Here is a 20415-nt window from a genome sequence, read left to right as displayed (position 1 = left end):
CCGATGCCCCGCGTTGGACTGCTCTACCCCGGCCACAGCGCCGAGGACGACTTCCCTGCCCTGCAGAGCCGCCTGGCCGATCGGGCGGGCGAGCCCGTCGAGCTGCCGCTGGTGCATACGTCCGTCGGCGAGGACGCGCACCGCGTGGACGCCCTGCTCGACCTCGGTGGCGACGACCGTCTCGCCGAGGGCGCGCGCACGCTGACGAAGGAGCACGACCCGGACGCAGTGATGTGGGCGTGCACGTCCGGCTCTTTCGTATTCGGTTGGGACGGCGCGCATGAGCAGGTACGCCGGCTGGCCGAGGTGACAGGGCTTCCCACCTCTTCGACGTCGTTGGCGTTCGTCGACGCATGCCACGCTGTCGGTGCGCGAAAGGTCACGGTGGCGGCGTCGTACCCGCAGGACGTCGCCGAGCACTTCGTCAGCCTGCTGCAGGCAGGCGGCGTGGACGTGACCGCGATGGGCAGCCACGGGATCATCACGGCTGCCGAGGTCGGCACGCTGGGACGGGACGACGTCGTACGCCTCGTGCAGGGTGCGGACCGGACCGGCGAGCCCGACGCGATCCTCGTCCCGGACACCGCGATGCACACGCTGGAGTGGCTCGACGAGCTCGAACACGCCACGGGGACAACGGTACTCACGGCCAACCAGGTCACCGTGTGGAAAGGTCTTGACCTACTCGGCGCGAGCACTCAGATCGACGGACTGGGCACACTGTTCCGAGCGAGGAGTTGAGGGGCATGTCGCAGGCACAGCTACGAAGGGTGCTTCAACCCGTGGCACAGGAGTCGACGGCCAGCATGGTCGCCGACAGTGTTCGTGAGGCCATCGCGGTGGGCGACATCCCGCCCGGCGCACAGCTGACCGAGATCGAGCTGGCCGCACAGCTCGGCGTCAGCAGGGGCCCGCTGCGCGAAGGGCTGCAGCGACTGACCCAGGAGGGTCTGCTCCTCGCGATCCGCAACCGCGGGCTCTTCGTCATCGAGATGACGCCTGACCGCGTGCGCGACATGTACATCGCTCGGCAGGCCGTCGAGCGGGCCGCGGCCGAGCAGGTGCATGTGCTGGATCCCGTCGGCAGCGGTGCACGGCTGCTAGCCGTCATCGACGAGATGCGAGAGCGCGGCGCAGCCGGGGACGAGTCCGGCGTGGCCGACGTCGACCGGGAGTTCCACGAGGTGCTGGTCGAGCTGTCGCAGAGTCCTCGGCTCGCGCAGATGCACGGCACGCTGCTCACCGAGACCCGCATGTGCCTGAACGCGCTGAAGGCGACCTACGGCAGCCACGAGGCGCGCATCGAGGAGCACCGGGCCATCGCCCAGTCGTTCGTCGACCGCAAGCCGCGACTGACCGACAAGCTGCTGGTGGCGCACATGCACGACGCCCTGAAACGCCTGCGCGCCGACTGACACCCCGGCACTGGCAGGTTGCCGCCTCAGAGGGCGATGCCGATGTACTTCACCTCGAGGAACTCATCGATGCCGACGCTGCCGCCCTCGCGGCCCAGGCCGGACTCCTTGATGCCACCGAACGGTGCCGCCGGGTTGGACACGACGCCCTGGTTGAGGCCGACCATGCCCGACTCGATCGCCTCGGCGACCCGCAGCGCACGCCGCAGGTCGTTGGTGAAGACGTAGGACACGAGGCCGTACGGCGTGTCGTTGGCGGCCGCGACGACCTCCTTCTCCGTCGTGAAGGGAGTCAGCGGCGCGACCGGTCCGAAGATCTCCTCGGAGGTCATCCGTGCATCGTGAGGTACGCCGGTCAGTACCGTCGGCGTGAAGAAGAACCCGTCTCCGTCGGGCGCATCTCCCCCGGTCAGCACGGTGGCGCCGCGCGCGGTCGCATCCTCGAGCAGATCGATGACCTTCTGCCGGCCCGCCTCGTCGATCAGCGGTCCGACCTGGACGCCGTCCTCGGTGCCGCGTCCAACCTTGAGCTCGCTCATCGCCTGTGACAGTCGCTTGCCGAACTCGTCAATCACGTTCTCGTGCACGAAGATTCGGTTGGCCGCGGTGCACGCCTCACCCATGTTGCGCATCTTGGCGGCCATCGCACCCTTGACCGCCTCGTCCATGTCGGCGTCCTCGAACACGATGAACGGCGCGTTGCCACCGAGCTCCATCGAGGTGCGCAGCACCTTGTCCGCGCACTGCTCGAGCAGCACCTTGCCGACCTTGGTCGAGCCGGTGAAGGACAGCTTGCGTGCCTTGCCCGACTTGATGAGCGGCTCCATCACGTCGCCGGCGTTCATGCAGGTGACGATGTTGACGACGCCGTCGGGCACACCCGCCTCCGTGAGGATCGCGCCGAGCGCGAGCATCGACAGCGGCGTCTGGTGAGCAGGCTTGATCACGCTCGTGCAGCCCGCGGCGATCGCGGGACCGATCTTGCGAGTGCCCATTGCCATCGGGAAGTTCCACGGCGTGATCAGCAGGCACGGCCCGACCGGCTGCTTGGAGATCAGGAAGCGCGCTCCCCCGGCCGGCGCCGTCTGGTAGCCACCGTCGATGCGCAGTGCCTCGAACGCGAAGTGCCGGAAGAACTCTGCGGCGTAGGTGATCTCGCCCTTCGCCTCTGCCAGCGGCTTGCCCATCTCCAGGGTCATCAGCAGCGCGAGGTCGTCGATCCGCTCGTGCAGCAGGCCGTACGCCTTCATGAGGATGTCGTAGCGCTCTCGCGGCGTCGTCGCGGCGAACGCGGCCTGCGCCTCGACGGCCGCGTCCAGGGCGCGCTGTCCGTCAGCCGGTGACGCATCGGCCACCTCTGCCAGCACGGCGCCGGTCGACGGGTCCAGCACCTCGAAGGTCGCATCACTGTCGGCCGCGCTCCACTGCCCACCGATCAGGAGCTCTTTGTGCACGTCGTTCAGGACGCGAATCTCATTGTCGGTCAACGACTTTGCTGCAGTGATGGTCATGCCGTCCTCTCGCGCACCGTGCTGTTCCATGCCATAGTCAGATTGTCTACAATCTAGCAGCCAGATTCAATCAGCACGATCAGCCGACGAGGAGAAGCGAGATGGCACAGCTGTCACCGGTGCTCAAGCAGGCGACCCCCGTGGTCGCCACTCATGGCGAGGGCGTCAACCTTTACGACGCAGACGGTCGGCGATACCTCGACTTCACGGCCGGGATCGGCGTCACGAGCACCGGGCACTGCCACCCGAAGGTCGTCGCCGCTGCTCAGGAGCAGGTCGGCAAGCTGATCCACGGGCAGTACACGACGGTGATGCACCAGCCCCTGCTCACCTTGGTCGACCGCCTCAGCGAGGTGCTCCCCCAGGGCCTTGACCGCGCGTTCTTCGCCAACTCCGGCTCCGAGGCGATCGAGGCCGCGCTCCGCCTGGCTCGTCAGGCGACCGGCCGATCCAACGTGATCGTCTTCCACGGAGGCTTCCACGGTCGTACGGTCGCGGCGGCGTCCATGACGTCGTCCGGCACGAAGTTCCGCAGCGGGTTCTCGCCACTGATGGCCGGCGTCCAGGTGTCGCCGTTCCCCGACCCCGGCCACTTCGGCTGGAGCCAGGAGGAGACCACCGCCTTCGCGCTGAAGCAGCTGGACTACACGCTGCAGACGCTGTCGGCGCCCAACGACACCGCGGCGTTCTTCGTCGAGCCGGTGCTCGGCGAGGGCGGCTACGTGCCCGCCAGCACCGAGTTCCTCGCCGGCCTGCGCGAGCGCGCGGACAAGCACGGCATCCTGCTCGTGCTCGACGAGGTCCAGACCGGCTGGGGTCGCACCGGGAAGTTCTGGGGCGGCGACCACTTCGACGCCAAGGCCGACATCCTCGTCACGGCCAAGGGGCTTGCCTCCGGCTTCCCGCTGTCCGCGATCGCAGCCTCCAACGCACTCATGGAGAAGGCCTGGCCCGGCTCGCAGGGCGGCACCTACGGCGCCAACGCGGTCGCGTGCGCCGCTGCCATCGCGACCCTGGACGTCATCCAGGAAGAGAAGCTCGTCGAGAACTCCGCCGCTCGCGGCGCCCAGCTCAAGGAAGGCCTCCAGCAGGTCGCCGACAAGCACGACGAGATCGTCGACGTACGCGGTCTCGGGCTGATGATCGGCAACGAGTTCCGCGACGCCGACGGCAACCCCGACGGATCCACAGCCGCGAAGGCCCAGCAGGAGGCCGCCAAGCGTGGCCTCCTGCTGCTCACCTGCGGCGCGTGGAGCCAGGTCGTCCGATTCATCCCGGCGCTGGTCGTCTCCGAGCAGGAGGTCGACGAGGCCGCCGGCCTGTGGGCCGAGACGATCGACGCCGTCCTCTGACCTCGGTCGCTCAGGCCACGCGACGGCCGCCACCGTCGATGTGGATCACCTCACCGGTGACGTAGCCGGCGGTGAGGAGCCACATCGCGGCGTCGGCGATGTCGGCCATCTCGCCGTACCGTCCGACGAGCGTGTGCTCGCCGGCCCGGCTCAGGAAAGCGGCCTTGTCGCCGACCTTCTCGTCCCACGTGCCCGAGTCGACGACGCCGGGTGCGATCGCGTTCACGCGCAGGGGCGAGAGGTTGGCGGCCAGGTGCGCGGCGGCGTACGCCACCGCCCCGTTGGTGATGCCCTTGACCGTCGAGCCGGGGCCGGGCTTCCACCCGACGATGCCCGAGAAGAGGACGAACGAACCGCCGGCGCGCATCCGCGGAGCGAAGTGCTTGGCCAGCATGAGCGGTCCGATGACCTTGGCCTCGAAGGCCGCCACGACCTTGTCATGCTCCAGCTCGGCGACCGGCACGTCATGGTGCGCAGCGGCCGTCACGATGACGTGGTCGACCTCGCCGATGTCAGCGGCGGCAGCCGCGATCGTGCTCTCCTCGAGCACGTCGATGCGTACGACCTTGCCCGCGCCACCGGGGAGCGCATCCGCGACCTCCGTCGCACGGTCGAGGTCGCGCGCACCGATGACGACCTCGGCGCCCAACGACGCTGCGCGCCGGGCGAGCTCGGCTCCGATGAAGCGTGATCCGCCCACGATGAGCACCCGTTGTCCGGTCAGATCTGCTGCGTGCGTCATGGCACGTCCTCTCTCGTCTTCGGGCCCGGGTCGGGCCCGTCGAGAAGGACGGTATGCTTTTGAAACCGGTACCTTCAACGATACCGACGGGAGACCCATGGGCAAGGCGTACAACGTGATGGCCGCGACGTGTCCGAGCCGGACGGTCCTGCACCGCATCGGCGCTCGGTGGACGGTGTTCGTCGTCAATGCACTCGAGGGCGGACCGATGCGGTTCACCGAGCTCAAGGCGCACATCCAGGGCATCACCCCCAAGGTGCTCACCGAGACGCTGCGAGCCCTCGAGCACGACGGGCTGATCCAGCGAACCTCGTACGACGAGAGCCCGCCTCGCGTCGAGTACGAGCTGACCGAGCTCGGACGGTCCCTGCTCGTGCCGCTGAGCGCCGTCCGCGCCTGGGCCGAGGAGCACGTCCCGGACATCCAGGCCGCGCATGCCGCTCACGTCGAAAAGCCATGAGCCACAACGCGATACGTACGACGGCCGGTCACCCCGCGAGGTGACCGGCCGTCGTACGTGGAGCGTGAGCTAGCGGGCTGCCTCGGCGGCGAGCTGCCTCTGCTCCTCGGCAGCTTCAGGGGTGCCCGGCACCTCGGTCCCGCGCAAGGAATGACCCTTCGTCTCGATGAGGAAGTACGCCGCGACGATGCCGATGATGCAGGCAGCGACCATGTAGTACGCCGGCCACAGGTTGTCACCGGTCTTGTCGATCAGCCACTCGTTGATCGACGGCGCCGAACCACCGAAGACCGATGTCGCCACGTTGTACCCGATGGCGACTCCGGCAAACCGCACGATGGTCGGGAACATCGCAGGGAAGGTCGCCGAAATGGTGGCGAGCTGCGGGCAGTAGAGCAGCCCGATGACCGCGAACGCGATGATCGCGCCGGTCAGGTTGGTGCCCATCAGCTTGTACATCGGGATGATCGCGATGATGAGCGCCGCGCACGAGAACAGCCACATCGGCCGCCGCCCGATGCGATCCGACAGTGCGCCGAAGAACGGCAGCGTCAGGAGCATGGCGATCTGACCGAAGAACGGCACGAGCAGCGCGTCGTCCTCGCTCATGTCGATCGTGCCCTGCAGATAGGTCGGCGTGTAGCTGAGCAGGGTGTAGTTGACGACGTTGAGCGCGATAACCAGACCGAACAGCGTCAGGATCGGGCGGGTGTACTTGGTGATCAGGTCCTTGAAGACACCCTTCACCATCTCCTCGGTCTCGTTCTTGGCCTCCAGCTCCCGGAAGACGGGCGTGTCCTCCATCTTGCTTCGGAGGTACATACCGATCAGACCCAGCGGCGCTGCAACCATGAACGGGATGCGCCAGCCCCAGTCAGCCAGCTGGCTGTCGTTCAGGGTGTGCACCAGGATCAGCGCGATGCCGTTGCCGAGCGTGAAGCCGGCGAGGGTGCCGACCTCGAGGAAGCTGCCGTAGAACCCGCGCTTCTTATCGGGGGCGTACTCCGCCATGAAGGTCGCCGCGCCGCCGTACTCACCACCGGCCGAGAAGCCCTGGATCATCCGCAGCAGGTAGAGCATGACTGGCGCGAACCAGCCGATCGTCGAGTAGCTCGGGATCAGACCGACGCACAGCGTGGAGCCGGCCATCAGGATGATCGTCATCGCCAGGACGCGCTTGCGGCCGATCTTGTCGCCCAGCGGACCCCAGAAGAGGCCACCGATCGGGCGGATCAGGAACGACACGGCAAAACCGATGAGGGTGAAGAACACCGCGTCGTCGCCCTCTGGGAACAGCGACTTCGCGATGTGCGTGGTCATGTAGGCGTAGACGCCGTAGTCGAACCACTCGACCGCGTTACCAATCGCGGATGCGCCGATCGCCCGGTGGAGGATGTTCGGCGGCACCTCCTCGACTGTCGTCGGACTCTCGCTTGACATGGGTATCTCTCTTCCGTCCCGAGCCGGTGGTGAGCTACTTCTGCTTCAGTAATTGTCGACAATCAGACACCGTACACCGGAGTCTCCGGCTCAGCACCGTTCCATCACGAGCGCCTGAGCGCAACCGAGCGGCGTACCCGTGTCGGGTACGCCGCTCGGCGTGAAAGGCGCTGCTACCGCGTGATTCCGGGGCTCTCGGGCCCTCCGTCAGCGCGTCTCAGAAATCGTCATCTGGACGTTCACAGGTTGCCGCGTCGGTCCTGCTCGCGCTCGATCGCCTCGAAGAGCGCCTTGAAGTTTCCCTTGCCGAAGCCCAGCGAGCCGTGTCGCTCGATCAGCTCGAAGAACACCGTCGGGCGGTCACCCAGCGGCTTGGTGAAGATCTGCAGCAGGTAGCCGTCCTCGTCCCGGTCGACGAGGATGCCGCGCTTCTGCAGCTCATCGACGGGTACGCGCACCTCACCGATGCGAGCCCGCAGCTCGTCGTCCTCGTAGTAGGAGTCCGGGGTGTCGAGGAACTCAACACCGTTGGCACGCAGCGCATCCACGCTCGCGAGGATGTCGCCCGTCGCCACCGCGAGGTGCTGGGCACCGGCGCCGCGGTAGAACTCGAGGTATTCATCGATCTGCGACTTCTTCTTTGCCGGCGCCGGCTCGTTGAGCGGGAACTTCACCCGGTGGTTGCCGTTGGAGACGACCTTGGACATCAGCGCGGAGTAGTCGGTGGCGATGTCGTCGCCGACGAACTCGGCCATGTTCACGAAGCCCATGACGCGGTTGTAGAACCCGACCCACTCGTCCATCTTGCCGAGCTCGACGTTGCCGACGATGTGGTCGAGCGCCTGGAACAGCCGCTTGGGCTCACCCTCGCGCTTGACGAAAGTCGACGAAGAGGCCTGGTATCCGGGCAGATACGGGCCGTCGTACTTGCTGCGGTCGATCAGGGTGTGGCGGGTCTCACCGTACGTCGCGATCGCCGCGACACGGATCGTGCCGTGCTCGTCGGTCACGTCCTCAGGCTCACGGACGACGGTCGCACCGGCCTGCTTGGCCTGCGCGATGCACTTGTCGACGTCGGGCACCTCGAGGGCGATGTCGACGACACCGTCACCATGCTTGCGGTGGTGCTCGACCATCGGGCTCTCGGGATCGACCGCGCCGTTGACGACGAAACGGATGGACCCGGACTTCAGCACGAACGACTTGTGGTCACGGTTGCCGGTCTCCGGACCCGAGTAGGCGACCAGCTCCATGCCCCACGCGGACTGGTAGTAGTGCGCCGTCTGGGTGGCGTTGCCGACGACGAAGACGATGGCGTCCCAGCCCGTCACCGGGAAGGGGTCCTTCTGCTCGTCGTACTCGACCAGACCGACCAGCTGCTTGAGCTGGTCGAGGTTGAGGTCGGCCTCGCGCTCCTGCGGAGTGAGATTCAGAGTGTCGGTCATGGGGTCACTGTGGCTCCGCTCCGGCCACACGGCAACAGTCGCAGCGATCGCTGGTCACAGTGCGCAGACTGCGCTGGCGTCGCGCACGAGCGCTGTACATTGTGTCCATGTCAACGCCGGAGTCACTGGACGATCTGGATGCTCGACTCATCAGCCTGCTGACCACGCGACCACAGATCGGCGTGCTCGGCGCCTCCCGCGAGCTCGGCGTCGCCCGCGGCACCGTCCAGGCCCGCCTCGACCGGCTACTGCGCCGCGGTGTGATCAGCTCGCTCGCGCCCACCGTGGACCCGCACGCGCTGGGCTATCCGGTGACCGCGTTCTGCACGCTGGCCATCCGACAGCAGTCCGGCCACGAAGACCTCTTGGAGCACCTGCGCGGCATCCCGGAGGTGCTGGAGGTGCACACGATCACGGGCGACGGCGACCTGATGGTGCGCGTGGTGGCCCGGGACAACCCCGACCTGCAGCGGGTGATCGACCTCGTGGTGAGCACCGGGATCGTCACGCGCACCAGCACGGTGATCGCCCTCGCGGAGCTGATGGCACGTCGTACCGAACCCCTCGTCCAGGCCGCAGCCCAGTCGTAGCCTGACGTCGTGGCAGCGCGAAGAGCCCGACTTCAGGACGTGTACGACACGGCCGAGTCGATGCCCCACGTCACCAGCGAGACCTCGTCGCGCGGCGCCGTTGCCTACCAGGTCGGCGGCAAGTCCTTCCTCTCCTTCCGCACGCCGCGCAAGGACGCGTTCGACCCCGGGACGGGTGAGCCGTACGACGACGTCATCGTCTTCTGGGTCCCGTCACCTGACGACAAGGAAGCCCTCGTCCAGGATCCTTCGTCGCCGTGGTTCACCACTGCGCATTTCAACGGGCATCCTTCAGTTCTGTTGCGCGGCAGCCGGATTGGTGAGCTGAGGCGCGACCAGCTCGTCGAGGTCGTCCAGGACGCATGGCTGTCACGCGCGTCGCGGCGGCGAGCCGAGACCTGGCTCGCCGCGCACGGTCCGGGCTGAGTCTCAGATCTGCCCATCACCTGGGACACGTTCGAGACCGGGCACCTACTGACGCACTGTGCACTGCCCCATCTCGTGAGGCAGTGCACAGTGCGCTACTACCCCTTCTCAAATCGCGACGCCCCACCCGATGGGACGTTGCCGTGGCGGATGTTGCTGGCGTCGTTGTGGACCGCAAGCCAACCGACGGACCGAGCCCGCTAGGTCAGGTCGGTCGCCAGCTCCTCGGCGGCCCTGACCACGGCCGGGCCTGCCACATCGCCGTCCAGCACCCGCAACGACACCACGCCGATCGACGCCTCCAGACCGGGCACGGCCAGCACCGGCGCCGCGAGTCCGTGCGCCCCAGCCTGCAGCTCGCCGTCCGTCGTCACGAAGGTCGCGTCCGACGCGCTCTCGCGCCCGAGGAGGATCGCGCGCCCCGCTGCACCGGCATCGAGCGGATGACGCGCGCCGACCCGGTAGGACACGTGCAGGTCGGAACGACTGGGTTCGACGACCGCGAGCGCGACCGCATCACCACGATCGACCACGGCCAGATGAGCCGTTGCCTGCAGGTCATCGGCCAGGCGCCGCAAGATCGGGAGCGCGGTGTCCCGCAGCAGTGGGAGCACGGATGCTGACATCCGCATCAGGCCCAGCCCCAACCGGATTCGGCCGTCATCACGACGCACCACGAAGTCGTGCCGCATCAAGGACGCGACGAGGCGATAGACGACGGGACGTCCGACGCCGAGTGCCGCGGACAGCTCGGTCACGGTCATCCCCAGCGGGTGGTCACCGGACGCGAGCAGATCGAGAACCTCGAGCCCGCGATCCATCGTCTGCGATGTCTCGCCGCCGACATCGGACGTCGCCGGATGCTCCTGCGCCATCTGCGTCACCTGTCCTTCTTGGCGAGACTCCTCCTCCGGCCGAGGTCGCAGGCTCCCTCGGTCCGGCATCGTCGTCTCGCAACCTACCGTGGGCACATGGCTGACCACCCGGACGTGGATGTCCACGCGCTCCTTGCGCACACCTGCCCCGCTGGAGCGACTGACTCGATCACCGACGTCGACGGTGTAGAGGTCGGCCAGACCACCGTCACCGACGGCCGCGAGATCCACTCGGGCGTGACAGCAGTCGTACCCCGACAGCTTGATGAGAGCCGAAAATCATTGCCCTGCAACGTTTTTGTCGGCAACGGCCACGGCAAGCTGATTGGCGCCACCCAGATCAGCGAGCTCGGGGACCTGGAGACCCCGATCGTGCTGACCTCGACGCTGTCCGCCTTCCGAGCCGCCGATGCTCTCGTCACGTGGATGCTCCGCCGCCCCGGACATGAGGCGACGATCTCGCTGAATCCCGTGGTCGGCGAGTGCAACGACGGCTGGCTCTCCGACATCCGCACGCGACCCGTCCGCGAGGAGCACGTGCTGGCCGCCCTCGACAACGCCACTGGATCACGGCCCGAAGAAGGTGCGGTCGGCGCAGGCACCGGGATGCGCGCACTCGGCTTCAAGGGCGGGATCGGCACGGCGTCCCGCGCCGGCGGCGATCACGTCGTCGGCGTGCTCGTGCAGACGAACTTCTCCGGCACTCTCACGATTCGTGGTCGCGCCATCGAGCCGCCCGCCGCAGCCGAGCAGTCGGATCACCTTGAGGCTCAAGGCAACTCGTGCATGATCGTGGTCGCAACCGATGCACCCGTCGACGCGCGCCAGCTCGGTCGCATGGCACGACGGGCGGTGTACGCGATGGGTCGCCTGGGCGCCGACTACCGGCACGGCAGTGGTGACTACGCCATCGCCTTCTCCAGCGCGGAGCCGACAGCAGCGCCGCCAGACCCGACGCTCGACGCTCTCTTCACGGCAACCATCGAGGCCACGGAGGCAGCGATCCTCCACTCCCTGCTGCAGGCTCGGACGACGACCGGGAGAGCCGGGCGGACGGCGTACGGCCTGACCGCCGCCGATCTCGCGGCTAGCCCCGCAAGTGCTGGACCGCGCTCCAACCCGGGTCGTACTCGACGTGGGTGGTGAGCTTGCCCTCGCCCCAGGCGTCCGAGAGATCGGGGACCTCGACCGTGCCGTCGACGTAGCAGTGCAGCCGACGAGCCCCACCAGTCGTCTCGTGCGCGACGAGGCGACCTGAGTCACCGAGCCGCTCCGCGATCGCTGACTCCAGACGCTGCAGGGCCGCGACTGACTTCTCACCAGGCAGGCCGTCCTCCGTGCGGTCCGCGAACTCCGCGACGACGGCGACGTAGGTGTCGAGCTCGGGCGCCGATGGGGCGGCCAACGGAACCTGCGCGACCGCGACAACCGGGCCGGCAAATCCCTGGCCTTCGAGCGTCACCCAGACCGGTTTGCCGTCCTCGTCGCGGAACTCCTCACGCAGGTCGCGGACGACCGAGATCAGTCCGCGCAGCCCGAACCCGTCGAGCGGCTTGGTCAGGCTCGGCACCAGCTCACCGATCCAGGTCTCGGTCTGCTCCTCCCCCAGCGCCGCGTCCAGCAGCAGGAACGCTGCCATCGCCCGACGCGGCTCGTCGAGATCGCGCAGCACAGGATGGTGGACGGTGACGTCGACGCGAACGCCCTGACGTCGTACGCCGACCGTCGCCTGAGCGGCCTGGACCTGGTGGTCCTCGAGGTCGATCTCGACCTCATCGATGTCCACAGCCGGCTGACGGCTATCGGCGTAGCACCACACGATGTCCGTCTCGGGGGCGGTGGTGAGCCACCGGCGAGCCACGGCGCGGAGCTCAGGATCACCGTCCGCAGTGACGACCAGCTGGTGGATGGCCTCGCTGCCAGGCCCTGCCTCCCAGGCCAGTCCCCGCGCGATCTCGTCGACCTTGGGCGCCAGCAGCGCATTCACCAGCTCTGGCCCGCCGTCGCCGAGCGCCGAGGCGCACTGCTGCGCCCCCTCGTCCGACCACCACTGCCAAAAGGCGTCGATCTGTGTCTGGCGGCTGTCCCGCGCGCTTCGCTTGCTGCGTCCCCACAAGGCCATGCGGCGAGCATCTCAGGGTGGCTCGACGGACGCGCACTCAACCCGTCTGAGCGTCTCGCGCCGCGCGCTCTGCTCGGGCTCGATCACGGAACTGCTGAGGGCTCATCCCCTTGATTCGCTTGAAGGCCGCACTCAGACCGAACGGCGAGGCGTAGCCGACCTCCCGCGCCACGCGTTGGAGTGTGGACGACTCCTCGACGAGGAGGTCCGCGGCCAGCTGAATCCGCCAGCGCGTGAGGTACGCCATCGGCGGCTCACCGACCGCGTCGGCGAACCGCCGCGCCAGGACGGCCCGGGAGACTCCCGTGAATCGCGCGAGTGACGCGACGGTCCAGGCCTCGGCCGGGTTGTGGTGAATGGCGGCCAGCGCAGCACGGACGATCTCGTCGTCACCACCGCCCGCCCACCCGGGCGCCTCGTGAGTGCTGTCCTGCGCCCAGACGCGCAGCACGCCCATCAGCAGCAGGTCCAGGAGCCGGTCGATCACCACGTCCTGACCGGGAGCGGTCCGGATCATCTCGGCCTGCAGCATCGAGACGACCGGCCACTCCAGCCGGTCGGCCGAGATCACCAGGAGCCGGGGCAGCGCGAGCATCAGCCGGCTGCCGACCTCGTTGGTCTCGGCGTAGCTCGCCGTGACGAAGACCGACTGACCGTCCGGGTCATCGCCCCAGGTGCGGACTCCGAGGCTGAGCTGGTCCTTGAGCAGAGTGCCGTCGGGTGCGAAGCACTGGCCGTTCGGGTCGATCGCCGCGAGCTGGGGTGCGTCGGGGTCGTCGTAGGTGTCGTAGTGATCGTTGCCGCGCACCAGGACGACCTCACCGACCCCGACCCGCGCGGTCTCGCCGTCGTCGAACCGGACGGTGACCTCACCACGCATGGGTGTCACGAGGCAGAGCGCAGCCTCGTCCTGGATGCGTAGTCGCCACCCGCTGGCCAGGCACACCTTGAGAGCGAAGGCGCGCTGCGCCCGAGGGCCGGCGAGAAGGGCGCTGGTGAGATCCATGACGTCGATGATGCAGGACGATCACGTATGTCGACAAGAGTTTGAGGCATGGTTCGTCTCGCTCTCGCCGACTTCACTGGTCTTCATGAACACCGACACCACGACCCAGACCCGCACCCACACCGTCGTCATCACCTGCCCGCGCGGCAAGACCGGCCGCGACGTCCTCCAGGCTCTGAGCAGCCAGGGCGTCGACGTACGGCCCGTCGGCCGCTCCGAGCAGACCCCGTTCGACTGGACCGACGAGAGCACCTGGCGGCCGGCCCTCTCAGGCGCGCGGGCGGCGTACCTCGTCTACCAGCCCGACCTGGCGCTCCCCGGCGCACCGCAGGCCATCGCTCGCATCGCCGCCATCGCCCGCGAGGAAGGTCTGGAGCACATCGTGCTCCTGTCCGGTCGCAACGAGCCCGGCGCGGTCGAGTCCGAGCAGGCGCTGCGTGACAGCGGCCTCGACTGGACTGTCGTCACGGCCTCCGTCTTTGCGCAGAACTTCACCGAAGGGCTGTTCCATCCGGCCATCATGAGCGGTGTGATCAGCCTGCCAGCCGCTGACATGCCCGAGCCGTTCACCGACACGGGCGACATCGCGGCGGTCGTCACGGCCGCTCTCACAGACGAGCGGCACCGCGGCAAGACGTACGAGGTGAGTGGGCCGAGCGCGGTCTCCTTCACCGAGGCCGCCGCTGAGATCGCTTCTGCGACAGGGCGATCCGTGAGATTCGAGCAGGTGCCGCCAGAGGCGTTCATCGCCGACCTCGAGCAGCTCGGCCTCCCGACGGAGGACGCGGCGGGTCTGGCAGCACTCTTCGAGGAGATCCTCGACGGCCGAAACCGCACGCCGGCCGACGGCGTACAACAGGCTCTGGGGCGTCCCGCCCGAGCCTTCAGTGAGGTCGTCGCCGAGGCGGCCGCGCACGGAGTCTGGAGCCAGTCATGAACAGCATCCGCACGGCAGCGATCATCGCTACCACACTGACAACGGGCCTGATGGCCGGTCTCTACCTCACCTTCAGCATCGCGGTGATGCCTGGGCTGTCGGCCACCGACGACCGCACGTTCGTCCTGGCCATGCGCAGCATGAACATCAAGATCCTCAACGGCTGGTTCGCCATCATCTTCGGCGGGCCGATCGTGCTGGGCATCCTGGCTCTGGTCGTGGTCGCGGTCGGATCGCACAAGGAAGCACTCCCCTGGCTCATTGCCGCCGTCGTCCTGTACGCCGCCACGCTCGCCATCACGTTCGGGATCAACATCCCGCTGAACGACAAGCTGGAGGCGACCAAGGCCATCGAGGAGGCGCGAAAGCTGTTCGAGGACAAATGGATTCGCTGGAACGTCGTACGCACAGTCGTGGCCATCGGTTCGCTCGGCGCCCTCGTGGGAGCGCTCCGCGCGCACCCGTAAGGCAAACGCAACGGCCCGGAGACAACGGTCTCCGGGCCTCCAGCGGGTGCCGACCAACGACGCGCAGGGTGATCATCGACGCCTCCCGCGTCGGGCTCGGTCTTCCTGCAAAGGCACCGCCAAACATTGGATCTTTAAAGCGCCGGTTGGCCGGGCTCGTCGGCGCGGCAGCACGGCGCGCAGCCGGCGCTACCTCGCGAACAGCGCTATGCACCAGTGATTTCGTCCCTTCCGTTGACGCGCCATTGAGTCGGGAGTAGCGTCCGCTCCCAACCCAGTCATCGGATGTTTAGGGACAGCCATGAGAATCCCGCTCAGCCCGCGACGCCTGTTTCTCGGTTCGATCGCCTCCGCGTCGGCGATGGCCCTCGCGGGATCAACCGCAGGTGCCACTCCGTCGGCCGATCCCGGCTCCGCTGGCTCTCACGGGGTCACGATCTACGTCTCCACTCACGGCAACGACCACAACCCAGGAACCTCGGCTCGCAAGCCACTCGCGACCTTGGCCGGGGCTCAGCAGGCCGTCCGCAAGGTGCTCCGCGCCGAAGGCAGGAACCGCGCGTTGAGCGTCCAGGTCGCCGGCGGCACGTACGAGCTGAGCTCGCCTCTGTCCTTGACCGAGGCCGACTCCGGCACCGCTTCGAGGCCGGTTACGTGGGCGGCGGCACCTGGCGCCAACGTGACCCTGAGCGGAGGCCGGCAGCTGCATGCGCTCTGGCGACCGAAGGCACCCGGCAGCAAGGTGCTCACCGCCGACGTGCCCAAGGGGCTCGACTTCGACGGACTGTTCGTCGACGGCAAACGCCAGATCCTGGCCCGCTATCCGAACTACGACCGCTCGGCCAGTCGACTTGAAGGGTCCACGTCGTTGGCTGACCTCCAGGCAAGATCGGCCGGCTGGGCACACCCGAACACCGCGCTCGTTCGTGCGATGCACTGCGGAGACTGGGGCAGCTTCGGCTTCACGGTGAGCGGTCGCACCAACGACAAGCTCGACATGCACTTCGTGGGAGACAACAACCGGCCCCAGGACTGCGGGATCAGCCTCGGTGGCGGCCCCGGACGCGTCGGTCCGGTCATGGCAGAGAACGTGCTGGAGGAGCTCGATGCTCCGGGCGAGTGGCACTACGACCGGTCGACAGGTCAGCTCAGCTACTACCCGCCGGCGGGGATCGACCCGGCCAAGGCCACGGTCCAGACGGCCGAGCAGGATCAGCTGATCACCGTGACCGGCGATTCCAGTGCTCGTCCAGCCCACGACATCGCTTTCTCCGGGTTCCGTTTCGCCCACACCCATCGCACGCTGTTCGGCGAGACGTTCGAGCCTCTGGCCAAGGGCGACTGGTCTGTGGTCCGTAAGGCTGCCGTGCACCTGAAGAACACCCGCCGCGTGACGATCGCCGGCTCGATGTTCGACCAGCTCGGCGGCAACGGCGTCCTCATCGACGGATATGGCGACCACGACGTCATCCGAGGCAACCGTTTCGAGCAGGACGGCGCGACCGACGTACAGATCGTCGGATCCTCATCGGCCGTGCGCAACTACTCGCACAACTACTACGACGACGTCGCCGTCGACGACGTACAACCTGGGCCCAAGACCAATGACTACCCGCGCGACATCCAGGTCACCGGCAACCTGATGCACGACATGGGGCAGTTCGAGAAGCAGTCCTCGGGCATCAACATCGCGATGAGCCGTGACGTCACCGTCGATCGCAACACGATCGACGGGAGCCCCCGTGCGTGTCTGAACTTCGAGGACGGCACCTGGGGCGGGCACGACATCAAGAACAACGACCTGTTCAACTGCGTCCAGTCGACCGGTGACAACGGCTCGATCAACGCCTGGGGACGCAGCCGCTTCTGGGCCAGCGCCGGCAACAACCAGCTCGGACCGGACACCGAGTTCGAGGGAAGCAAGGGCACAAAGCTCACGGACAGCCAGGCGAAGCACCTGATGAAGCTGGATGTCCTCGAACCGATCACCATCGAGCACAACCGGTTCTGGCACGACGGCGACTGGGCGATCGACCTGGACGACGGCTCGTCGAACTACGTGGTCAAGGACAACCTGGTGCTGAAGGGCGGCATCAAGCTGCGTGACGGCTACGTCCGCACGGTGCAGAACAACATCCTGGTCAACGGATCGATCTACGAACAGGTCAGCCACAGCGACGACGGCGACGTGATCGAGCACAACATCACCCTCGGCGGACTGCCGTACAACAACGTCCTGAACGACCCCAAGACCGCGAAGTACCAGATCGACCGAAACCTGTTCTGGAACGGCGGTCTGCCGGTCTCGGTGAACCCTGATGGGAGCGGCCTCGTCCGGCTCTCCTCCGACGGGACATCGATCGATCCGGCGTCGCCATGGGTGGCCGCCGGCATGGACGTGAGCTCGGCCGTCGCCGATCCCGGGTTCGTCGCCAAGGATCCGGCTGACAGCTACGACTTCACGGTCGGTGCCAGCTCGCCGGCGATCGCGTTGGGCTTCCGCAACTTCGCTATGAACGGGTTCGGTACGCCTGGCGCGCAGGTGCCTCCGAAGGCGGTCATCGACTACCGGGATGTGGGCGCCACAGCCCCGACCACGCCGCAGGCCCAGCCCGAGAAGTTCCTCGGTGCGACTGCGATCAACATCCCCTCGAAGGCGGTGCAGTCCTCCTTGGGACTGACTGAGCCGATCGGCCTCTACCTGAGCGAGGTCCCGGCCGGCTCGGCCGCAGCCCAGGCCGGCCTCAAGACGGGAGATGACGTCCTCAAGGTCAACCAGGCTGCCGTCACGACCGACCGGAACACCTTCTGGCGGGAGTACAACAAGATCGCCCCGGGCGGCACGCTCACTCTCGGAGTACGGCGGGGTCAGCAGGACGTCACGCTCGACCTGAAGAAGACCTCGCAGCCCGAGCAGCTCAACGACATCTCCGGCGTCGTCTACACCGGGTCCGGATGGGGCTGGCGAGGCACGTCAGCAGGTGGCGCGAAGTCGTACCTCGACGACATATGGGCGACGCAGCACGTCGGCGACACCTGGAGCCTGACCTTCAACGGCACCGGCGTCGACGTGATCAGCCAGACGAACACCGACGAGGGCAACGTTGACCTGGTGCTCGACGGCAAGGCGTACAAGACCGTGAGCTTCTCCACGCCGACCCGGGTCTACCAGGCCACGGTCGTGTCGATCACCGGTCTTCCACCGGGCGTCCACACGCTCACCGGCACCATGAAGGACGGCGACTACATGATCGTGGACGCCTTCAAGACCCACCCGTGATCGGCTCGGTCCGCCGACCGATCAGGTGTAGAAGTTCTTCGGCGTGGCCGTACGCCTTACACCGCCCTCGCTGTCCCACTGCAGCGTGAGGATGTAGGCGCGGTCCTCGGGGATGCTGAGGTTGCCGGTGCACTGCCCGCCGGAGGTGTCGGTGAGGTCCGAGATCGTGAAGGACGGCCCCGACCCGTTGGCCGGGCGGATCTTCGCGGTGGCAATGTTGATGCCGTCGCCGCCGGTCGCTGTGACGCAGAGGTTGTCGGTGACGTCCGTCCAGCTCGCCGTGCCGCGGACGACCCCGCCATAGCTCACCGACGACGAGGCATTGCTCGCGCTCGCTGTCGGAGCCATAAACCCGACCGCTGCGAATGTGACCACTGTCGGCACCAGGACCTGTTGAACCCTCATGCGAACCATCTCTCACCTCTGGGCGGCACCGGCAGGGTGCCACGTCGGGGACAACGTAGCCGTCAGGACGTGTGGTGCACCTCCTGAAGTCCGTAAACCGGCGTCTCCAAACCCTCGTGCCGCGCCTTCAGCTGGAGCGCGAGGTAGAGCGAGTAGTGGCGCGACTGGTGCAGGTTGCCGCCGTGGAACCACAGCGCCTCCTGCTGGGTGGGCTTCCACATGTTGCGCTGCTCGCCCTCCCAGGGACCCGGGTCCTTGGTGGTGTCCGAGCCCAGACCCCAGACCTTGCCGACCGTGTCCGCGACCTCCTGGTTGATGAGCTCAGCGGCCCAACCGTTCATCGAGCCGTATCCGGTCGCATAGACCACGAGGTCTGCGGGCAGCGACGTCCCATCCGCGAGGACCACGCTGTCTGCGGTCAGGTGGTCGACCTGGCCGTGGGCGAGCTTGACCTCGCCATCGGCGACCAGCTCGGCCGCGCCGACGTCGATGTAGTAGCCCGACCCTCGACGCAGATACTTCATGAAGAGCCCGGATCCGTCGTCGCCCCAGTCCAATTCGAAGCCAGCCTTCGTCATCCGGTCGTAGAAGTCCTTGTCCCGCTCGCGCATCTGGTCGTACAGCGGGATCTGGAACTCGTGCATGATCCGGTACGGCAGGGAGGCGAAGACGAGGTCGGCCTTCTCCGTGGTCATCCCGGCGTCAACCGCCCGCTCGGAGTACAGGTCACCCAGCCCGATGTCCATCAGGCTCGCGCTCTTGACGATGTGCGTCGATGAGCGCTGGACCATCGTCACGTCGGCACCGTGCTCCCACAGGGCGCCGCAGATGTCGAAAGCCGAGTTGTTGCTGCCGATCACCACGCAGCGCTTGCCGGTGTAGGCATCCGGGCCGGGGTGCGCCGAGGAGTGGTGCTGATCGCCGGTGAACTCGTCCATCCCGGGGATGGTCGGGACGTTCGGCTTACCGGACATCCCGGTCGCGAGCACGAGCTGCTTCGGCCGGAGCGTGAGCGGCTGACCGTCGCGCTCGACGGTGACCGTCCATTCCTTCGTCTCCTCGGAGTACGTCGCGCTGGTCGCCCGCGTGCTCGACCAGTACGGCACCTCCATGACCTTCGTGTACGACTCCAGCCAGTCCGCGATCTTGTCCTTGGGTGCGAAGACCGGCCAGTTGTCCGGGAACTTCAGGTAGGGCAGGTGGTCGTACCAGACCGGGTCGTGCAGGCACAGCGACTTGTAGCGGCCACGCCACTGGTCTCCCGGGCGGGCGTACTTGTCGATGACGAGGCTTGGTACGCCGAGCTGCCGGAGCCGGGCACCGAGGGCGATGCCACCCTGACCCCCGCCGATCACGAGGACGTACGGCTGGGTCGTGCTGCCGAGGTCCTCCGCCTCCTGCTGACGCCGCTCGGACCACGTCACCCGGTCCTTGCTCGCGCCGTGCTCGGCGCCCATGGGACGGGCCGTGCCGCGCGGCTCCTCGTGGTCCTTCAGCTCGTACATCGTGGTGAGGAAGGTCCACGCCTTCAGGCCGTCCTCGTCCTTCAGCCTGACCAGTCCGCGCCCTCGCCCGACCGCGGTCTCGAAAGTGAACCACGCGGTCGTCACACCGTCCGCCTCGTCCGCCGGCTCGCTCAGCGCGAAGCCCGACGGCGTCGCACGCGCCACGGTCTCGGTGAGCAGGTCGGTGACACCCTCCCGGCCCTCGGCCGTGACGATGTTCCACGAGAAGGAGACGAGGTCGCGCCAGTAGGAGTCGGTCGCGAACAGGCCTGCAGCCGCTGGTACGTCCTGGGCCCGGAGAGCGCTCTCGAGCGCGGCCAGCCAGGCGGCTGCGTCCCGCGGCTGCGCTGTGTCCTCCGTGCTGACGTCCACTCCCTGATCCACGGTCTGGGTCATCGCGATCTCCTCTCGCTTAGGCTGTGACCTGCAGCACATCG

19 protein-coding genes are annotated in these 20415 nt (G+C 67.4%); 10 read left to right on the top strand and 9 right to left on the bottom strand.

Annotation, left to right across the window (positions count from 1 at the left end; all coding sequences use genetic code 11):
- Nucleotides 1-3: 3 nt before the first annotated feature.
- On the top strand, nucleotides 4-741 hold the full coding sequence (locus VV02_RS11205; protein ID WP_083450079.1) for a maleate cis-trans isomerase family protein: 738 nt from the start codon (nucleotides 4-6) through the stop codon (nucleotides 739-741).
- A gap of 41 nt (nucleotides 742-782) precedes the next feature.
- Nucleotides 783-1415, top strand: coding sequence for a GntR family transcriptional regulator (locus tag VV02_RS11200; RefSeq protein ID WP_245633055.1), 633 nt, complete (start codon nucleotides 783-785; stop codon nucleotides 1413-1415).
- A gap of 26 nt (nucleotides 1416-1441) precedes the next feature.
- Here VV02_RS11200 and VV02_RS11195 read toward each other — a convergent pair whose 3' ends face one another.
- Nucleotides 1442-2926: an NAD-dependent succinate-semialdehyde dehydrogenase gene (locus tag VV02_RS11195; RefSeq protein WP_052591630.1), complete on the bottom strand. Its 1485-nt coding sequence runs from the start codon at nucleotides 2924-2926 to the stop codon at nucleotides 1442-1444.
- A gap of 101 nt (nucleotides 2927-3027) precedes the next feature.
- Between VV02_RS11195 and VV02_RS11190 the strand changes: the two genes are divergently transcribed.
- Nucleotides 3028-4278 carry an aspartate aminotransferase family protein gene (locus VV02_RS11190; protein ID WP_052591629.1) on the top strand — a complete coding sequence of 417 codons (1251 nt, stop codon included), beginning with the start codon at nucleotides 3028-3030 and terminating at the stop codon, nucleotides 4276-4278.
- 10 nt (nucleotides 4279-4288) lie between these two features.
- On the opposite strand, the gene VV02_RS11185 is transcribed toward VV02_RS11190, so the two are convergent.
- Complete coding sequence (locus VV02_RS11185) at nucleotides 4289-5020, bottom strand: SDR family oxidoreductase (protein ID WP_052591628.1); 732 nt, start codon at nucleotides 5018-5020, stop codon at nucleotides 4289-4291.
- A 97-nt stretch (nucleotides 5021-5117) separates the two neighbouring features.
- Between VV02_RS11185 and VV02_RS11180 the strand changes: the two genes are divergently transcribed.
- Nucleotides 5118-5480: a winged helix-turn-helix transcriptional regulator gene (locus VV02_RS11180; protein ID WP_052591627.1), complete on the top strand. Its 363-nt coding sequence runs from the start codon at nucleotides 5118-5120 to the stop codon at nucleotides 5478-5480.
- Between the two features lie 69 nt (nucleotides 5481-5549).
- Here the strand turns inward: VV02_RS11180 and VV02_RS11175 are convergent, their stop codons facing one another.
- On the bottom strand, nucleotides 5550-6920 hold the full coding sequence (locus VV02_RS11175) for an MFS transporter (RefSeq protein WP_052591626.1): 1371 nt from the start codon (nucleotides 6918-6920) through the stop codon (nucleotides 5550-5552).
- Nucleotides 6921-7159: 239 nt separating this feature from the next.
- On the bottom strand, nucleotides 7160-8365 hold the full coding sequence (gene hppD, locus VV02_RS11170; protein ID WP_052591625.1) for a 4-hydroxyphenylpyruvate dioxygenase: 1206 nt from the start codon (nucleotides 8363-8365) through the stop codon (nucleotides 7160-7162).
- 107 nt (nucleotides 8366-8472) lie between these two features.
- On the opposite strand from hppD, the gene VV02_RS11165 reads away from it, so the two are divergent.
- Both VV02_RS11165 and VV02_RS11160 read left to right on the top strand, forming a co-directional pair.
- Nucleotides 8473-8955, top strand: a complete 483-nt coding sequence (locus VV02_RS11165; RefSeq protein ID WP_052591624.1) for an Lrp/AsnC family transcriptional regulator — start codon at nucleotides 8473-8475, stop codon at nucleotides 8953-8955.
- Between the two features lie 9 nt (nucleotides 8956-8964).
- A complete protein-coding gene (locus tag VV02_RS11160) occupies nucleotides 8965-9381 on the top strand; it encodes an MmcQ/YjbR family DNA-binding protein (RefSeq protein ID WP_245633054.1) in 417 nt (138 codons plus the stop codon).
- Between the two features lie 200 nt (nucleotides 9382-9581).
- Here VV02_RS11160 and VV02_RS11155 read toward each other — a convergent pair whose 3' ends face one another.
- Complete coding sequence (locus VV02_RS11155) at nucleotides 9582-10256, bottom strand: IclR family transcriptional regulator (protein ID WP_052596862.1); 675 nt, start codon at nucleotides 10254-10256, stop codon at nucleotides 9582-9584.
- 96 nt (nucleotides 10257-10352) lie between these two features.
- On the opposite strand from VV02_RS11155, the gene VV02_RS11150 reads away from it, so the two are divergent.
- Nucleotides 10353-11402 (top strand): P1 family peptidase, encoded by a 1050-nt coding sequence (locus VV02_RS11150; protein WP_052591623.1) that lies wholly within the window; start codon nucleotides 10353-10355, stop codon nucleotides 11400-11402.
- Here VV02_RS11150 and VV02_RS11145 read toward each other — a convergent pair.
- Together VV02_RS11145 and VV02_RS11140 are read right to left on the bottom strand one after the other, a co-directional pair.
- Nucleotides 11344-12378, bottom strand: a complete 1035-nt coding sequence (locus tag VV02_RS11145; RefSeq protein WP_052591622.1) for a DUF695 domain-containing protein — start codon at nucleotides 12376-12378, stop codon at nucleotides 11344-11346. The genes VV02_RS11150 and VV02_RS11145 overlap by 59 nt on opposite strands.
- 37 nt (nucleotides 12379-12415) lie before the next feature.
- Nucleotides 12416-13384: an AraC family transcriptional regulator gene (locus tag VV02_RS11140; protein WP_052591621.1), complete on the bottom strand. Its 969-nt coding sequence runs from the start codon at nucleotides 13382-13384 to the stop codon at nucleotides 12416-12418.
- A gap of 85 nt (nucleotides 13385-13469) precedes the next feature.
- On the opposite strand from VV02_RS11140, the gene VV02_RS11135 reads away from it, so the two are divergent.
- From VV02_RS11135 to VV02_RS11125, 3 genes are all read left to right on the top strand, one after another.
- Entirely contained in the window at nucleotides 13470-14321 is an 852-nt protein-coding gene (locus VV02_RS11135; protein WP_052596860.1) for an NmrA family NAD(P)-binding protein, read from the top strand.
- Nucleotides 14318-14788 carry an anthrone oxygenase family protein gene (locus VV02_RS11130; RefSeq protein ID WP_052591620.1) on the top strand — a complete coding sequence of 157 codons (471 nt, stop codon included), beginning with the start codon at nucleotides 14318-14320 and terminating at the stop codon, nucleotides 14786-14788. The genes VV02_RS11135 and VV02_RS11130 overlap by 4 nt, the downstream gene beginning before the upstream one ends.
- Nucleotides 14789-15089: 301 nt before the next feature.
- Nucleotides 15090-18068: a right-handed parallel beta-helix repeat-containing protein gene (locus tag VV02_RS11125; RefSeq protein ID WP_052591619.1), complete on the top strand. Its 2979-nt coding sequence runs from the start codon at nucleotides 15090-15092 to the stop codon at nucleotides 18066-18068.
- A gap of 21 nt (nucleotides 18069-18089) precedes the next feature.
- On the opposite strand, the gene VV02_RS11120 is transcribed toward VV02_RS11125, so the two are convergent.
- Both VV02_RS11120 and VV02_RS11115 read right to left on the bottom strand, forming a co-directional pair.
- Nucleotides 18090-18473, bottom strand: coding sequence for a hypothetical protein (locus VV02_RS11120; RefSeq protein WP_157063370.1), 384 nt, complete (start codon nucleotides 18471-18473; stop codon nucleotides 18090-18092).
- 62 nt (nucleotides 18474-18535) lie between these two features.
- The gene (locus tag VV02_RS11115; RefSeq protein WP_052591617.1) at nucleotides 18536-20374 is read right to left on the bottom strand and encodes a flavin-containing monooxygenase; all 1839 of its coding nucleotides are present in this window, start codon (nucleotides 20372-20374) and stop codon (nucleotides 18536-18538) included.
- Nucleotides 20375-20415 lie beyond the last annotated feature (41 nt).

Origin of the sequence: Luteipulveratus mongoliensis (assembly GCF_001190945.1) — a bacterium.
GTDB classification, from domain to species: Bacteria; Actinomycetota; Actinomycetes; order Actinomycetales; family Dermatophilaceae; genus Luteipulveratus; species Luteipulveratus mongoliensis.
This window is presented reverse-complemented; position numbering and strand designations above follow the sequence as displayed.

What these genes read in the sequence shown, in the direction of transcription:
- VV02_RS11190 (WP_052591629.1), top strand. Translation starts at nt 3,028, where the DNA reads ATGGCACAGCTGTCACCGGTGCTCAAGCAGGCGACCCCCGTGGTCGCC.
- VV02_RS11135 (WP_052596860.1), top strand. Translation starts at nt 13,470, where the DNA reads ATGAACACCGACACCACGACCCAGACCCGCACCCACACCGTCGTCATC.
- VV02_RS11120 (WP_157063370.1), bottom strand. Translation starts at nt 18,473, where the DNA reads ATGAGGGTTCAACAGGTCCTGGTGCCGACAGTGGTCACATTCGCAGCG.
- VV02_RS11205 (WP_083450079.1), top strand. Translation starts at nt 4, where the DNA reads ATGCCCCGCGTTGGACTGCTCTACCCCGGCCACAGCGCCGAGGACGAC.
- hppD (WP_052591625.1), bottom strand. Translation starts at nt 8,365, where the DNA reads ATGACCGACACTCTGAATCTCACTCCGCAGGAGCGCGAGGCCGACCTC.
- VV02_RS11180 (WP_052591627.1), top strand. Translation starts at nt 5,118, where the DNA reads ATGGGCAAGGCGTACAACGTGATGGCCGCGACGTGTCCGAGCCGGACG.
- VV02_RS11185 (WP_052591628.1), bottom strand. Translation starts at nt 5,020, where the DNA reads ATGACGCACGCAGCAGATCTGACCGGACAACGGGTGCTCATCGTGGGC.
- VV02_RS11115 (WP_052591617.1), bottom strand. Translation starts at nt 20,374, where the DNA reads ATGACCCAGACCGTGGATCAGGGAGTGGACGTCAGCACGGAGGACACA.
- VV02_RS11145 (WP_052591622.1), bottom strand. Translation starts at nt 12,378, where the DNA reads ATGGCCTTGTGGGGACGCAGCAAGCGAAGCGCGCGGGACAGCCGCCAG.
- VV02_RS11130 (WP_052591620.1), top strand. Translation starts at nt 14,318, where the DNA reads ATGAACAGCATCCGCACGGCAGCGATCATCGCTACCACACTGACAACG.
- VV02_RS11140 (WP_052591621.1), bottom strand. Translation starts at nt 13,384, where the DNA reads ATGGATCTCACCAGCGCCCTTCTCGCCGGCCCTCGGGCGCAGCGCGCC.
- VV02_RS11150 (WP_052591623.1), top strand. Translation starts at nt 10,353, where the DNA reads ATGGCTGACCACCCGGACGTGGATGTCCACGCGCTCCTTGCGCACACC.
- VV02_RS11175 (WP_052591626.1), bottom strand. Translation starts at nt 6,920, where the DNA reads ATGTCAAGCGAGAGTCCGACGACAGTCGAGGAGGTGCCGCCGAACATC.
- VV02_RS11165 (WP_052591624.1), top strand. Translation starts at nt 8,473, where the DNA reads ATGTCAACGCCGGAGTCACTGGACGATCTGGATGCTCGACTCATCAGC.
- VV02_RS11155 (WP_052596862.1), bottom strand. Translation starts at nt 10,256, where the DNA reads ATGGCGCAGGAGCATCCGGCGACGTCCGATGTCGGCGGCGAGACATCG.
- VV02_RS11125 (WP_052591619.1), top strand. Translation starts at nt 15,090, where the DNA reads ATGAGAATCCCGCTCAGCCCGCGACGCCTGTTTCTCGGTTCGATCGCC.
- VV02_RS11195 (WP_052591630.1), bottom strand. Translation starts at nt 2,926, where the DNA reads ATGACCATCACTGCAGCAAAGTCGTTGACCGACAATGAGATTCGCGTC.